Below are 15,123 nucleotides of genomic sequence, written 5' to 3'. Positions count from 1 at the left end.
GCAAGCCGCGCGTCAGAACGTCCAGGCGATCAGCTTGTCCACGTCCTTGACGATGATGGTCCGTCCCGCGAAGGCGGGATGGGCCCACATCGCCGAGTCGGCGACCGTGTAGCGCCTCACCTCTTCAAACCGCGCCGGGTTCGCGCGGACCACCACCAGCTCGCTGTTGGTCGTGCCCATCAGCAAGTACTCGCCGGCGCGCACGATCGATGCGTTCTCGGCCTGGCGGCCGGGCGTGGTCCACAGCGTCTTGCCGGTGGCGGCATCGATCGCGAAGAAGTGACCGCGGTTCCTCGTCGACAGTCCGTAGACCGCCGTTCCCGACACCGCCGGAGTACTCATGTACATCGGCACGTCCTCGTTGCGCCACGCCGGCGCCGTCGTCCACCTGGTGCCGGTCCTCGTGACGCGGAGCGCAGTGGTGGGGTTTTCGAGGCCTGCGTAAAGCACGAGATCGCCCAGGACCATGGGCGTGACCGAGTTCTGTTCGTACGGTGTCTTGATGGCGACTTCCCACAACCACTGGCCGTTGGCCGCATCGACCGCCACGAGCTTGTTCTGCGACTGCGTGATGACCTGGCGCGTGCCGCCGAGCGTCGCCAGGATGGGCGAGGCATAGGCTGGGCCGTCGCCGGTCCAGCGCCACTTCACCGTGCCGGTGGCCACCTCCATGGCGGTGAGGGCGCCCGCTCCAGGCCCCCCCAGGTAAGCGATGACCGTGGGACCGTCAATAACCGGCGACGAGGCGGTACCGAACTCCGGCGGCGTGGGTGGCGCGTTCTTGCGCCACAGCAGCTTGCCGGTGGCCAGGTCGTGCGCAGAGAAGATGCCGCTGATGCCCAGCGTGAACACGCGGCCATCGGCAATCGCCGGTGTTGATTTCGGTCCCGGCCCATGCCCGAGGGCGGCGGCGTTCATCGTGTACGGAGCCTCGACGCCGTCCTGCCAGAGCTGCTTGCCCGATTGCAGGTCGTACGCCGCAATCACCTCTCGGTTCGCGAGTCGCGAATGGACGACGACGTGGTTGCCGGAGACAACCGGCGAGGCATGCCCAAGCCCCACCGTGGCCTGCCAGCGCCTGGTCAGCTGTGCGGGCCACGTTGCGGGCACGGTGAAAGACGAGGCGACGCCGTCGCGCGAAGGCCCGCGCCACTGCGACCATCCTGGCGCCTGCGCGGAGCCGGACCAAATGATGGCCACGGAAACACCGAAACACAGAAACACGGACCATCGTTTCGAAATGCCCTTAAAGACCAGGCTCGGTGTTGCCGTGTTTCCGTGTTTCCGTGACATGCATCTACTCCGACTTAATCGCTCTAACGATCGGCGTTGCCGTGGCGAGCCGCACGGCAAACAACGACGAGACCACACCGGTCAGCACGACGGCGGACAGCAGCGAGAGCAGGTTGCCGACCGGCACGGCCTGGGCGCGGTCCTGGATCGCCGGCCACACCGCCACGATCGCGCAGGCCGCGCCGAGCAGCGTGCCGCCCACGACCAGCGCGAGCCCTTCCGACAACACCATGCTGCGCACGTTGCCTGGCGTGAACCCGACGGCGCTCAGCAATCCGAGATCGCGCCGGCGCTCGAGCACGTTTCTGGCCAGGACCGCGCCCAGGCCGATGGTGCCCAGCAACAGGCCGAGCGAGCCCAGGGCCTGGAACGTTGCCAGGTAGGTGTTCTCCACCTGGTGGTACGACGCCCAGCGATCCAGCGTGTTGGTCACGTCGAGCCCGTAGTCCGACAGCCGGTCTTCGAGGTGAGACGTCACCTCGGCCTGGTTGGCCGGCGCTGCCTCGATCATCCACACCCGGTAGCCTTCGTGCTTAGGGAACAGGCGGACGAAGTTGCCCTCGCCGATGATGATCTCCGATTGCAGCACGCTGTCGGCGAGGGCGCCGACCATGCGCAAGCGCACGGGTGGCTGGCCTTCGGGTGTGAACTCGAAGTCGTCGCCAATGCCGAGGTGCAGCACGTACATCAACGTGGTTTGATCGGCCACCGCCGCGATCGCGCCATCGTCGAACGTCCGCTCGAGCAGCGTCCACGGATTAGCCTGCTCGTCGGCGGTGGCGGCCATCGACGCCGCAAATGAAAAGCGGGCCTCGTCAACGAAGCCAGGGCCGGGCGCCATGATGCGCGGGTTGGTGGGTTTGTAAAGCGTGAGGCAGCTGGTTTCGTCCCCCGGCCTGAGCCGGAACCGGGTGATTCGCGCGCTGGCGAAGATTGGGTCGTTGGTTTCGAGGCCCAGGCCGTCGCGGCCGTCCGGCAGGTTGGGGTCATGCATCAGCGGCGCGACCGACTCGGCCATCAGCGTGAATCCGCCGGTGCCGGAGGCCTTGTCGCCGCCGCTCACGGGCGCCTTGCGGAAGGCGCCGACGCTGACCAGCACGAAGCAGGCGAACGCAATCAACGCCAGGCTGAGGACCGATCGGCCGGGATTGACCGCGGTGTGGCGGAAGCCGAGCTGCGCCATGCCGGTGAGGCCGCGCGTCAGCGGGCGCGACGTCCGTCGCCGGCGCAACCACACCGACGCGCCGCACAGGCCGGCCACGAGCCAGGCGCCGCCGGCGCCAAAGAAGCCGGCCGTGGGGTTGAGTGCATCGGACGCGGAAGCGATGATGAGTACGAGACCGAGCAGCGCGAACGCGATCGCCACCCAACCCGCCCGACCCGCCCGACCCGCCCGACCCGCCCCAGTCTCCCCTTTAAGCAACGATCGCGCCGACCGGCGGCTCATCTGGCGGACGCCGATCCAGATGGCCAGCACGCCGGCCGCGAGTGCGCCGGCGGCGCCGGCGGCGAGCCACACCGGCGCGACGTGCAGCGCCAGCTTCGTCGTGCCGACCGCGCCCACCCACCAGGTGCGCAGGCCGTACATGATGAGGGCGGCATAGCCGAGCGCCGCGGCGATCCCGATCACCGCCCCAATGCCGGCCAGCACCGCGCCTTCACGGACGAAGGCGTGGCGAATCGCCGCCGGCGTGAAGCCCACCGTCGCCAGCAGTCCCACCTCGCGTGTCCGTTGGTCCAATCCCACCGCGAAGAACAGGTACGCCAGCAGCAGCGCCGAGACGACCAGGAAGAAGCTGAAGTAGAGGAAGTACTCGCCGAAATCGGTGGTGCCCTGCGCGGCGGCCAGCGCCTCGCCGCGCACCGCGCGGGCGGTGAACCCGGCCGAGGCGGGCGGAATGTCGTGTGCGGCCACCGGCGTCGTGCCTGACAGGCGCATCGACGACACGCGTCCGTAGCGCGAGCCCCACAGGCGTTGCCCCTCGGCGAGCGAGATGATCGCCTTGGGCGCCGCCCGGTAACGATCCCAATAGTCTTCGTCCTGCTGGCGGACGCGCTTCAGCTCGACCGGAAAAGGCGGATCCCACGACGTCATGTCGGCGGCATCGCTGATGCCGGGATAGTCGGGTGTCAGCGTGCGGTCGCCGCCGATCCCGGTCATGGGCGTGATCCCCACCAGCGTGAACTTCGCGCTCGACGAGCCCAGGCCATCCGCGTCGGACCACAGGAAGTACTCGAGCGTGACCTCGTCGCCGATGCGGGCCTGCAGGTCGTCGGCCGCCCATTGATTCAGCCAGATCGGCGCGTGGCCAGAGAACGCGGCCGAGGCGGAAGGCCTGCCCACCGTAACGGCGGGAGAAGGCTGTGGCGCGGAGGTAGGGCCGACTGCGCCGATCAGGCGGTTATAGCCATCGAGATCAATCGCAGACACCGTCGAATACGGGATCTCGCGGTCGCCGATCCGGATCGTGTTGGCGACGTAGGTCAGCGCCGGGACGACCAGGCGCCGGTCGCGAGCGGCGAGGTCGGCGATGGTCTCGACTACGTCGTCGGTGAGTAGTCCCGCGCGGGTCTCCACCAGGGTCGTTCCTGCGGTGGTCGTGCGCACGCGAAGGCCAAGATCGTCGAGCGCCGCTGCCGGCGCGATCAGCTCCCGCACCAGTTGCGGGGGATCCACTTCGGCGTCGTCGGTCAACGACAACAGGATGGTGTTGGCGCGATCGCCGAGCCCCAGGTCGCGTTGCAGGCGTCCCATCGGGACGTAGATCGCAAAAACCGCGCCCTGGGTAGGCGCCAGCGAGAACTCGCCAAGCGCCGCGTCGTCGAGCACCCGCGTCACCGTCACGCGGATGCGTTCGCCCGTCGTTTCGCGTCGGCCCTGCAGGCTCGAGAGCGGGATGTCGCTGGGCTTGGCGACCCGCAGCGTAATGGTGTCGCCGGCTTTCGCGCCGACTTCCTGTGCCAGGGCGGCGCTGATGAGCGCGTCACGGCCCGCCACCTCGAAGCCGTCCTGGCCGTGAAACCGGCCGAAGCGCTCGTCGATGCCGTAGACCATCACCTGGCCGGCGGTGCGCTTCGACTCGTCATGAACGACGGCGCCTCCGACGACGACCACCGGTGCCGCGGCGCGCAACACGCGGTAGGCATCGACGCGCGTCCCCATGGGCGTTTGCTGCGGCTGGGCGGCGCGCGTCAGCAGGGTGTCGGCCAGCGCGGTCCGAAAGAACGTCGGCGAGGAGACGATGACGTCGGTGGCGCCGAGGCGGCCGAGCGCGATCTGCTTGAGGCTTTCGCGGACCGATGCGCCGACCAGCAAGGCGCCGGCGAGCACCGCCACGGCGACGGCCACGCCGAGCACCACCATCACGTGGGTGGCGGCGTAAAAGCGCAGACTGGCACGCGTCAGCATGGCTACACCGTCAGAACGCCGCGGTTCATCGACCAGCGTTTGTCGAACCTGGCGCCGAGCGCCTCGCTGTGGGTCACGACCAGCAGCATGGTGTGCTGCTGGGTATGCAGCCGCAGGATCAGGTCGGACACCACGTGGGCGGTTTCGGCATCGAGGTTACCGGTTGGCTCGTCGCACAGCACGAGCCGTGGTTCGCGCACCAGGGCGCGGGCGATGGCGGCCCGTTGCTTCTCGCCGCCTGACAGCGCCGAGGGCAGGTGATCGAGGCGATCGCCGAGACCGACTTGCGACAGCAGCGTCCGGGCGCGTGCGGGGGCATCCTGGTCCGGCGCGCCCACCAACGTTGGCACCAGCACGTTCTCGAGCACGGTGCACTGCGGCAAGAGGCAGTGGTCCTGCAGCACGAAGCCGACCTCGCGGTTGCGAAAGGCCGCGAGTCCCTCGGCATTCAACGTGTACGGGTTGGTGGCGTCGAACTTCACCGTGCCGCTGGTAGGGGGCTCGAGGCCGCCGAGGATGTAGAGCAGCGTGCTCTTGCCGGATCCTGACGGTCCCATCACGCACGCGGCGTCGCCGGGCGCCAGTGTCAGCGAGACGTCCCGCAAGACGACGAGGTCGCCGGCGGGCGACGGGTACGACTTCGAGAGGTTGGTGGCTTCGAGCATTGAATTAACAGGAGGCGACGAGATCAAGAGAAGACCTCCTATTCTCCTGTTCTCTTGTTAAGAATGGCCGCTTCGTAGGCAGACAGCACCCCTCGTGCCATGTGATCCGTCGTGTAGTGCGCGCGCACCCCGGCGGCGCCGTTCTTGCCAAGCTCAGCCGCGCGGGCCGGGTCGCGCCACAGATCGTACAGCGCCTCGGCGACGTGTGCGCCCGATTCAGAGGCGGCGAGCACGCCACCGCCGGTGCGGTTGATCATCTCCGGAAAGGCGCCGTGGTTGGGCTGCACCACCGGGACACCGCAGGCCATGGCTTCGAGCAGGTACAGGCCCTTGGGCTCGTGATAGCCGCCTGGCACCGACAACACGTCGATGTCGTGGAAGAACCCCACCTTGTGGGCGCGATCCACCGTGCCGCGATAGACGAACTCGTCACCCAGTCCGGCGGCGGCGAGCCGCGCGCCGATGCCTTCCAGGTAGGGGCGATGCTCGGGCGGCAGGTAACCGGCCGCAACCAGGCGCGACGGCGGCAGCCCTTTCTCGGTTCGCAGGATGCGGTACGCCTCGGCCAGGTTGTGCAGTCCCTTCTCGGGCGCGATGCGCGCGAAGAAGCCGATGGTGAACGGATCGGTCCGGGTCCGGGTCGTCACCGTGAGGTCGTCCGGATTCACCCCGAGCGGGGCTACCGTTATCTTGTGCGCCGGAATGGCCAGGTAGTCCTGCATGTAGCGCGCGTAGTACTCGCTCACCGCAATAAAGAGGTCCACGTCGGCGACTTGTGCCCGCACCAGCGCCAGGGCTTCGGCGCGATACGGCTCCGGCAGCGCGTCCAGGAACAGGTCCTCGCCCTGCAGCGTGATCACGATCGGGCAGCCGAGCGCGCGCTTCAGCGGCGCGGCCAGGCTGATCAACAACGTGTACGGGATGTTGGCAATCTCGGGCCTGGGCTCGTCGCGCAGAAATTCCAGCAGCTTGTCGATCTCCTGCTTCTGGTGACCGTCGAGCCCTCGCAACGTCGAGACCGTGAGCGCGCCCAGTTCCCTGGGGTCCACGGAAATCGATCCGCTGGTGAACGCCTTGATTACGCCAGGGGCGTCGAGCAGCCGGCCGAGGAAGCGCGGCGCCCGGCGGAACAGCGACGAGTGCTGCTCGAGAAACACGCTGATGCCGCCGAAGAATACCTGCTGCGGCCGGCTGACGTTTTCCTCGTCGGTGAGCGTCGGCGTGTAGAACGGCAACAGCGTGACGTCATGCCCGAGCTTGATCAGCCGCGCCGCCAGCGCGTTGTCGCGCAGGCAGCTGCCGCAATACATCGACGCGGCGCCAGCGGTGAGGGAAAGGATTCGCATGGGACCAGTTTGCGATTCGCCGTCGGTCGTGCGGGGCCCCTCAGGCGAGCCGCTGGATGGCCCGGCGCGCGTAGAGGTGCTCGAACAGGTTGCCCTCGTGCGGCTGGTCCCAGCCGATCTGGGTCGTCGAGATCGGCCCGAAGTTGAGGCGATCGACCTGCGGCGAGGCGACAAACCGCGCGCGGAACGCCGGATCGTTCGAGATGCAGGTGACCACCAGCGACGGTCCCAGGCAGTCCGGCAGGTCGGCTGCAGGCACTTCGACGACGCTGGCATACGGAAACAGGAACTCACGGTTGGCCAGCGGATGGTCGGCGTTGCAGCGAATCACCGTGGGCAGCAGGTAGTTGCCGCCGTGCGCCGACGCCACCCGATCCGCGTCGCGCACGCCCGCCGAGGCATCGCGCGCGGCGCCGCCTTCTCCGGTCATGTCCGCGTCGATCAGGTTCGAGATGCGCCGGGCGGTATCGGGATCGGCAAACGGCGCCAGCACCGCCTCGGCATCATCCGAGGCGCGCGGGATCACCTGCGACAGCCGCCTGGCCAGCGCTTCGGCAATCGCATCGCCGTGCTTCGTCACCCACACGCCCGACGCGTTCACGCACGAGCGGCCGCCGTTGTTCGCGATCGATTCGGCGATGATGTCGATGTACTGCGCCCACTGATCCGCGACGTCGGGGCCAATCACGACTTTGCTGAAGCCGGGACCGTGCACTTCGACGCGGCCCTCCGCCTTCCACCGCTTGGTGGAGCCGACATCGCCAAACACCATGCCGCGCCCGGTCGAGCGCAGGATCTCGTTGCCGCCGGCGTGATCGGTGGGGTAGTAGGCGAACACCGCCGACGGGGCGCCGGCCTTGACCCACGCGTAGATCATGCGCAGCGGCGTCCACGGTTCGGCGCTGCCGGGCTTCAGCACCAGCGGCATCTTCAAAACCGTGGCCGGCGCCCACAACGAGTGCACGCCGGGGGAGTTGCTGGGCAGCACCACGCCCATCGCATCACCGCGGGCGAAGAAGCTCAGCATCTGGCCGTTGACGCGCCCGTAGCCCTGGTCGAGCACGCTCAGGTCGAGCCCGCGGGTGAGGCCGGCCAGAACTTCGGTGACCTTGCTCAACACGCCGTGCACCTTCAGCATGTTGCGCTTCACGTTGCTGTACGGGGCACCCGTGGTGGCCGAGACCTGCTCGATGTAGTCCTGCGGCGACTGCATGGTGCCGCTCTCGGGATCGAGCGGCAGCGTGTCGTTCAGGAAATGGTCGGCGGCCCGTCCCGCCATGGCGACGAGGCCGGCGTACGGAAAGGCCTGCAGCGTCGCGCGCGCCTCGCCCTGGCGCAGCAGGTCGCGCCGAATCATCCCGACGTTGGCCTGGCTCATCGACACGAACGGCGCGCGGGTGCGGAAGTGCGGCGTGACCACCTGGTTCACGCTGCGGTAGGGAACGCCCCATCTCAAGATTGGTAAATGCAACATGTGTCTCGACTCCCGGTTCCCGACTCCCGACTCCCGGGGGTGTCAGTACACCCCTTCGACCACGCTCTTTTGGAACCGGGAGAAGGGCCTGACATTCCTGACGCCGTCCCACGGGTACGCCTCGCACGGTGCTTCGCGCTCGCACTCGTCGCGCTCGAGGAAGCGCGGCATGAAGAATTCCTTGGTCAGCGTCGTCAACCTGACACGGCCGGTCTTGCCGTAGTCCACCAGCTTGGTCGGGTTGTCGAAGTCCACGACCTCGATCATCGCGCGCGGGGCGGGCGGGTAGTAGATGATCGCCCAGTTGTCGTCCGTGGTCGGCGGCTTGCTGGGGCCGAGGCCCATCAGCGTGTTGCCGTAGGTCGGCGCGAAGTGCGCGCCTTCCATCAGTTCTTCAACGGCGAAGCGATGGAACTGCGGGGTCATCTCGGTGCCGCCACAGAACACGCCGGTGATGCCGGCCTTCTTGAGTGAAATGCGTTCGCACAGCGCCTCGAGCAGCTTCGGCGTCGTGAACAGGCACTTGATGCCGTCGTGGGCCTTGAGCAGGGTGAGCGCCTGGTCGATGACGTGGCGCTTGTAGAGCTCCATCATCTCCATCTCGCCCATCTTGATCAGCTTGATCACCCAGCGCGGGTCGAGGTCGACCATGAAGCAGATGCCGCCGCGGTGCTGGGCGAGGTGCTCGATGGCCAGGCGCAGCCGGCGCGGGCCGCTCGGGCCGACGTGCAGCCAGTCGGCGCCTTTGGGGAACTTGTCGTCCGGCAGCGTCTTACTGAACCACTCGTAGTCGATCCGGAAGTCGTTGATGTTGATGCGTGACTTCGGCACGCCGGTGCTGCCGCCGGTTTCAAAGGTGTAGATCGGCTTGTCCTGGTAGGCCTTGGGCACCCATCGGCGAACCGGGCCGCCGCGCAGCCACTCGTCCTGGAACTCCCCGAACTTGTCGAGGTCGTTATAGGCGGTGACTTCCTTGCGGGGGTCCCAGCCGGCCTTGGCGGCCCAGTCGAGCCAGAAGGTGCAGCCGGTTTCGGGGGAGAAGTGCCATTGCATCAGCTCGCGCACCCACGCATCGAGCGTGGTGCGGGCCTGGTCGAGAGCGGGAGCGGCGACGGGCATATCAGGGAATTGTAGTTCAGGGCGGAGGCCTCCGGCCCTCGTGGGGCTCGCGGCTTCGCGCTCGTAGGGCTCGGCCTGCGGCCCTCGTAGGGGGCGGGGCGCTCCACAGGAACGCCCCGCTGCAGACTTGCTTACTTGGGCATCAACACGGTGTCGATGACGTGAATGACGCCGTTCGACGCCGCGATGTCGGTCGTCACCACGTTGGCGGCGTCAATCGTCACCTTGCCGCCGGTCACCTTCACCGCCACGGCACCGCCCTGGACAGTCTTGGCGCTCGTCACCTTGACGACGTCGGCCGCCATCACCTTGCCGGCGACGACGTGGTAGGTCAGGATGGCCGTCAGCTTGGCCTTGTTCTCGGGCTTCAGCAGCATCTCGACCGTGCCGGCCGGCAGCTTGGCGAACGCCGCATCGGTCGGCGCGAACACCGTGAACGGACCCTTGCCCTTGAGGGTCTCCACCAGACCGGCCGCACCGAGCGCCGCCGCCAGCGTCTTGAACTGGCCCGCGCCGACCGCGGTGTCAACAATGTCCTTGCCCTGCGCCCGAACCGTGCTGCCCATCGAGAGCACCAGGGCCGCCACGGCGGCGCCAACCATCAGCTTCTTTGCAAACGCGTTCATCATTACTCTCCTTGAGTTCCGTTTCTAAACTGTCGCCGCGGCAACCACACCACCGCGTTATGCCCGGTAGGACGCCCGGTGGCCTGCGGCCGGTGCAGCCCGGTCAAAGGTGGTTTTCCTGGTTGTGCCTGTGGAGACCATATGTTTAACTAGCAGGAAAATGTTGTCCGCGACTCTCAGTAGTGGCCTGCGCGAGTACGCCGTCGGTTCCAAGCTGCGCGCGCTGCGGCTGAAGAAGAAGATGGGCCTGGTCGAGCTGGGCCGCCACACCGGCCTGTCGGCGGCCATGATCTCGAAGGTCGAGCGCGGCGTCCTGTTTCCCACGCTGCCGACGCTGTTGCGGATTGCGCTGGTGTTCGGCGTCGGGCTGGATCATTTCTTCACCGCCTCAACCCCCCGCAAGGCGTCCGGCACTGTCCGGAGCGGCGAACGAACGCGGTTCAGCGAGCGGCTGGGCGGGCGCGAGGTGGCGTGGGAGTTCGAGTGCCTGGACTTCACTGCGACCGAGCGCAAGCTGAATAGCTACTGGGTGAAGTTCGCCGCGCCGGCGCGCCCGCGGGCCCACGAGCACGCGGGTGCCGAGTTCATCCATGTGCTGAAGGGGCGGCTGGCGTTGACGCTGGGCACGGAGGCGCACGAACTGGACGAGGGCGACTCGATGTACTTCGACTCCGCGCAGCCGCATTCGTACTCGCGCCTGGGGGCGCGCCCGTGCGAGGCGATTGTGGTCACGACGGGCGGGTAGGGGCGCCGCCGGCGGCGGCGCTGGGGCTCGCGCCGCCGGCGCTCGTAGGGCTCGGCGCTCACGCGCCTCGTAGGGGTTCACCGCGCAGAGCCTCTGCCAAACGTTGGTGCTATCATCCGCTCCGTGCTGGACCGATGGCTCGCAGTCGCGATGCCGTCAGACGGCACTCATGATGTGTCTCGGCAACACCTGAGTCTGATTGAGACGCCGATGAAGTTCACTCGCCGCACCTTCATGAGCAACGCTCTTCTTGGGGCCGTTGCACCAAGCATCTGGCAATCGCGTGGACCACGCCGCACGGTGCTGGTCTTCGGCGCTGGCTTGGCGGGGCTCACTGCTGCCTACGAACTGACGAAGGCCCGCCACACGGTGACGGTCCTTGAAGCGCGAGACCGCCCTGGCGGCCGCGTCCTTACGCTTCGCCAGTTTCCGAACGGCCTGTACGCCGAGGCGGGAGGGATGATCATCCACGGCTCGCAGCGCCATCTCCTTCGCTACGTGCAGGAGTTCGGCCTGCCCACCGTGTCCACCGCACGCCGCCAATCGCGAAACTTCCTTCGGGGGCGTTGGGTATCCGGCCTCGACACCTCCGGTGTGGAGTTGGCAGACGGAGAACGCGGACTGGACGTGGCCGCCATCCGCCGCCGTTATTCGGGACAACAGCTCGACGCGCTGGCAAGCGTGGAGGATCCTCAATTGACCCCTCCGGCGCTCCGCTGGCTGGATCAGGTGACTATGGCCGAGTTCCTGCGGCGGCAGGGTGCCTCCACGGCGGCCGTGGAGCTGCTAAGCTTTTCCCACCGAGGCCGCAACGGCATTGACATGTCGCAGACGTCGGCTCTGCAGAGCTTGTGGGGGGAGGCCCGGCGAGCCAGCAACGACGCATACCAGATTGTCGGAGGCAACGACCAGCTGCCCGACGCGTTCGCGCGCCGGCTGGGAAGCGACATCCACTACGGCTGTGCCCTGACTGCGATCGAGCATGATCGGGGCACGGTCCATGCGCACACTGCCGACGGGCGGTCGTTTGAAGGCGACTACGCAGTCTGCTCTCTTCCGTTCTCCGTGCTACGCCACATCAAGACCGGGCCGCGCTGGTCGGCTCGCAGGCAGGATCTGATCGAGACGCTGCCATACAACTCCCACTCCCGCGTGTACCTCGAGATGCGCGAGCGGTTCTGGCAGCCTCCCACCGTCGCCCAGGCCCAGACAGAACGGGCGACGATCGAAGATCACACGTGGAATCAGCCTGGCCCCGGCGCCGTTCTCGAGGCGCACCTGTATCAAGACGAAGCTACAGCGATTGCGGCCCTGAGCGAAGACGAGCGGGTTAATCGGGCACTGACTTTGGTCGCCTCGGCGTACCCCGCAGCCAACGCGTACTTCGCACGTGGGTCATCGTACTGCTGGGGCACAGACGAATGGTCGCGCGGAGGGCACAGCTATTTCGCGCCGGGGCAATTCCTGCGGGCGTTCCCGCTCATCCAGCGGCCAGAAGGTCGGGTGCATTTTGCCGGTGAGCATACGTCAGCGTGGTTTGGGATGCTAAACGGCGCCGTGGAATCCGGCGTCCGTGCAGCGCGTGAGATCCTGGCGCGCGGGTAACGGGCCGAGAAAGCGACGCCGCCGCGGCGCAAGGAGAGGCACTGGTAGGTGAGCCACCTCACCCGCTTGCCGAGGCTGAACCGTTGCCTGCCTGGGGTGGCACTTGCCCCACGAGGCGCGTGAGCGCTGACCCCCAGCGTGGCATCAGCATTGCTGCCCACGCCCCTCATGCTCAAACACCACACCCTGATCGCCTGGAAACACTTCCTCAGCATCGCGTCGGCGTCGCTGGCCGAGGTCGGGTATGGCCTACACGCAGCAAGGCGACTCGGGTATCTCGCACCCGCGCAGTACGACGCGCTTGAACTGCAAGTGAGACAAGGGGCCGCGCCCCTGAACGGCCTGTTGGACAGGTATAGGAGTGGCGACCCCGTGGAAGGTGTTTCGAGTAAGTGATCCCTAGGAGGGGCGAAGCCGCGACCCCTACGAAGGCGCGTGAGCGCCGAGCCCCACGAGGCGCGACTGGTCCGCCTAAAGGCGGACGCCACATCGATGCCGAGCCCTCAGCGGCCCTAGGGCGTCAGTATCTTTTCAAACACCCCTCGCGGGCCGGTGTACCCGCCCGGGGCGTCGTCCTTCGGCAGCGACAGGAAATACTCAATCACCGGCCGGTCGTCGGTCAGGATCGGACCGTCGCCGACAAACGCCCGGATGTCCTCCGTGCCCGCGATATAAATGCGCTTCAGCGTCGGCAAATCCCAGTCGAACAGCTCGAACCCTGCGCGGCGCGCCTCGTAGGCGCTTTGGCTGAGCGTGAACGGCTTCATGCTGCCCAGCATCAGGCTGCCGTCGCCCCACAGCGTGGTGTAGGGGAACACCGAGATGAAGGTCCGCATCAGCAGCTTGTATTCCGTCGCCGAGTCGCCGCCGTTCCACTGCATGACCAGGCCGCCCTCGGCCAGCGAGTCGCGCACCAGTTCGTAGTACTCCTTCGAGTAGAGCGCGCCGGCGCCGGCATGGCGGGGCAGGATGATGTCGGCGGTGATCACGTCGTACTTCTTGCGCGCCATCATCAGGAAGTTGCGGCCATCGTCCACGTGCAGCTTGACGTTGGGCCGCGAACGCAGGTCGAAGTTGATGTCCTTGAAGAAGTCGGAGCCGGCCACGACCGCGGCCGACAGCTCGACGACGTCGACCGCCACGTTGTGACGGGCGACGGCGCCCGGCGTGGCGCCGCCGCCGAGGCCGACCACCAGGGCGGTGGTGGGGGCCTGGTGCAACATCACCGGCAGCGCGCCAATGCGATGATGCACGAAGGCGGTGGCCTGGGAGTTGTTGGCCTGGTGGTTGCCGTCGAGATACATGATGCGCATGGGCCGGCTGCCCGTGCGATCGTGGACCGAGACTGTCGTTTGCGCCCCTTCCTCGCGCCACACCAACGTTTCGCCTCGATGCAGCCGCTCAAGGGCGACGTCGAAGGGATCCAGCGAATAGGCCGCGCCGAGACCGAAGGCCAGGGGCGCCAGCCCGGCGACGGCGTACGCGAATGCCGGTCGGGTGCGTCGCTGCGACCACGCCAGGACGACCGCGGAGGTCGTGGCCAAAGCCGAAACCAGGATCAGGCTGGTGTGGGTGCCAAGGGTCGGCAGCAGCACGAACCCGGCGAGCAGGGACCCCAGGATGGCGCCAAACACGTTCAGCGAATAGAACGCGCCGACGCGCCGGCTGGTGTCGTCACTGGTGTCATCGCCGGCCCACAGCGAGAGTCCGATCGGGAACGCCAGGCCGAGCAGCAGCATGGTGGGCAGCATGGCCACGAGGCTCGACGCGACCAGCGGCGCCAGGTAGGTGTGCAACCCGAGCGAGTCGAACCACGGCGTCGCGACGTCAATGGCGTCCTGGCTGCGGGTGAGCGCGTTCAGCGACAGCACCGCCGTGACGCCGATCACGGACTGGAGCACCGCCAGCGCGGGCAGCCAGTGGCCGCGGATCCGCAGAATCGGTGCCGCGAGCGCGCTGCCGAGCGCGATCCCGGCCAGCACGCACGCCAGCATGATGGTGAAGGCGTAGGCCGTGGGCCGCAGGAATATCACCAGCATCCGGAACCAGATAATCTCCAGCGCCAGCGACATCATCCCCGAGACGAAGAAGGTCCACAGGACGATCCGCCGCTGGCCGGAGGTGATGGTGTTGGGCTGGAGGGGCTGGAGGGGCTGGTGGGGCTGGGCGGGTCGTCTGGTTTCTTGGGGCGGCATCGCGTACGCCGCCACCAGCGAGACGATGCCAATGACGATGTTGCCGATCGCCGCCCAGCGGAACGACAATTCGACGCCCACTTCCGAGATCAGGTAGAACCCCGCGACCAGCGCCCCCAGGATGGCGCCGGTGGTGTTGATGGCGTAGAGCAGGCCGATGCGGCCACCGATGCGTGCTTCGCGGGCCACCGCCGACTTGATCACCAGCGGCAACGTGGCGCCCATCAGCGAGGTGGGCACGATCAGGACCATGAAGGCGACGATGAAGCGGATGACCGTGATCGCGGCCACCGAGTCTGGCAACGACGGGTGAATCGTGACCCAGACGCGGGTCAAGCCATCGAGCACGACCGGCGAGATGAAGGCGGTGATGCCGACCAACACTTCGGCAATGCCAAACGCCGCCAGCGGGCGAGTGATGCGGCTCGCCAGCCGGCCGGCGACGAAGCTGCCCAGGCCCAGACCGGCCATGAAGCCAGCCAGCACCGTGCTCGCGGCATAGACCGTCACGCCAAACACCAGCGCCAGCAGCCGCAGCCACATGACTTGGTAGACGAGGGCACAGACGCCCGAGCCAAAGAACAGGAGCAGGAGAAGGGGGAGGAGCCAGCTTGGGGATCGCGGCGCGGCCGGGTCTGTCAACGCC

Annotated in this window: 10 protein-coding genes; 2 read left to right on the top strand and 8 right to left on the bottom strand. The window is 67.4% G+C overall.

The genetic code is table 11. The features are described from left to right. Window positions 1-12: 12 nt before the first annotated feature. The 7 genes from Q8T13_14625 to Q8T13_14595 form a co-directional block, all read right to left on the bottom strand. Window positions 13-1,200, bottom strand: a complete 1,188-nt coding sequence (locus Q8T13_14625) for a PQQ-like beta-propeller repeat protein (GenBank protein MDP3718994.1) — start codon at window positions 1,198-1,200, stop codon at window positions 13-15. A gap of 97 nt (window positions 1,201-1,297) precedes the next feature. Continuing rightward, window positions 1,298-4,702 (bottom strand): ABC transporter permease, encoded by a 3,405-nt coding sequence (locus tag Q8T13_14620; protein ID MDP3718993.1) that lies wholly within the window; start codon window positions 4,700-4,702, stop codon window positions 1,298-1,300. A gap of 2 nt (window positions 4,703-4,704) precedes the next feature. Further along, window positions 4,705-5,367, bottom strand: a complete 663-nt coding sequence (locus Q8T13_14615) for an ABC transporter ATP-binding protein (GenBank protein ID MDP3718992.1) — start codon at window positions 5,365-5,367, stop codon at window positions 4,705-4,707. A 38-nt stretch (window positions 5,368-5,405) separates the two neighbouring features. Next, window positions 5,406-6,713, bottom strand: a complete 1,308-nt coding sequence (locus Q8T13_14610) for a glycosyltransferase family 4 protein (GenBank protein ID MDP3718991.1) — start codon at window positions 6,711-6,713, stop codon at window positions 5,406-5,408. Window positions 6,714-6,753: 40 nt separating this feature from the next. Beyond that, on the bottom strand, window positions 6,754-8,169 hold the full coding sequence (locus tag Q8T13_14605; protein ID MDP3718990.1) for an aldehyde dehydrogenase family protein: 1,416 nt from the start codon (window positions 8,167-8,169) through the stop codon (window positions 6,754-6,756). A 60-nt stretch (window positions 8,170-8,229) separates the two neighbouring features. After that, complete coding sequence (locus tag Q8T13_14600; protein ID MDP3718989.1) at window positions 8,230-9,306, bottom strand: hypothetical protein; 1,077 nt, start codon at window positions 9,304-9,306, stop codon at window positions 8,230-8,232. Window positions 9,307-9,437: 131 nt separating this feature from the next. Next, the gene (locus Q8T13_14595) at window positions 9,438-9,872 is read right to left on the bottom strand and encodes a fasciclin domain-containing protein (protein MDP3718988.1); all 435 of its coding nucleotides are present in this window, start codon (window positions 9,870-9,872) and stop codon (window positions 9,438-9,440) included. A gap of 220 nt (window positions 9,873-10,092) precedes the next feature. Here Q8T13_14595 and Q8T13_14590 point away from each other — a divergent pair, with 220 nt between their 5' ends. Then, a complete protein-coding gene (locus tag Q8T13_14590; GenBank protein ID MDP3718987.1) occupies window positions 10,093-10,677 on the top strand; it encodes an XRE family transcriptional regulator in 585 nt (194 codons plus the stop codon). A 210-nt stretch (window positions 10,678-10,887) separates the two neighbouring features. Continuing rightward, complete coding sequence (locus Q8T13_14585; protein ID MDP3718986.1) at window positions 10,888-12,282, top strand: FAD-dependent oxidoreductase; 1,395 nt, start codon at window positions 10,888-10,890, stop codon at window positions 12,280-12,282. Between the two features lie 512 nt (window positions 12,283-12,794). Here Q8T13_14585 and Q8T13_14580 read toward each other — a convergent pair. After that, entirely contained in the window at window positions 12,795-15,119 is a 2,325-nt protein-coding gene (locus Q8T13_14580; protein ID MDP3718985.1) for a fused MFS/spermidine synthase, read from the bottom strand. Between the last annotated feature and the right edge of the window lie 4 nt (window positions 15,120-15,123).

Source organism: Acidobacteriota bacterium (assembly GCA_030697165.1).
Taxonomy (GTDB): domain Bacteria; phylum Acidobacteriota; class Vicinamibacteria; order Vicinamibacterales; family UBA2999; genus 12-FULL-67-14b.
Note: the sequence above shows the minus strand (reverse complement) of the source record. Positions and strands in the feature narration are given on the sequence as shown.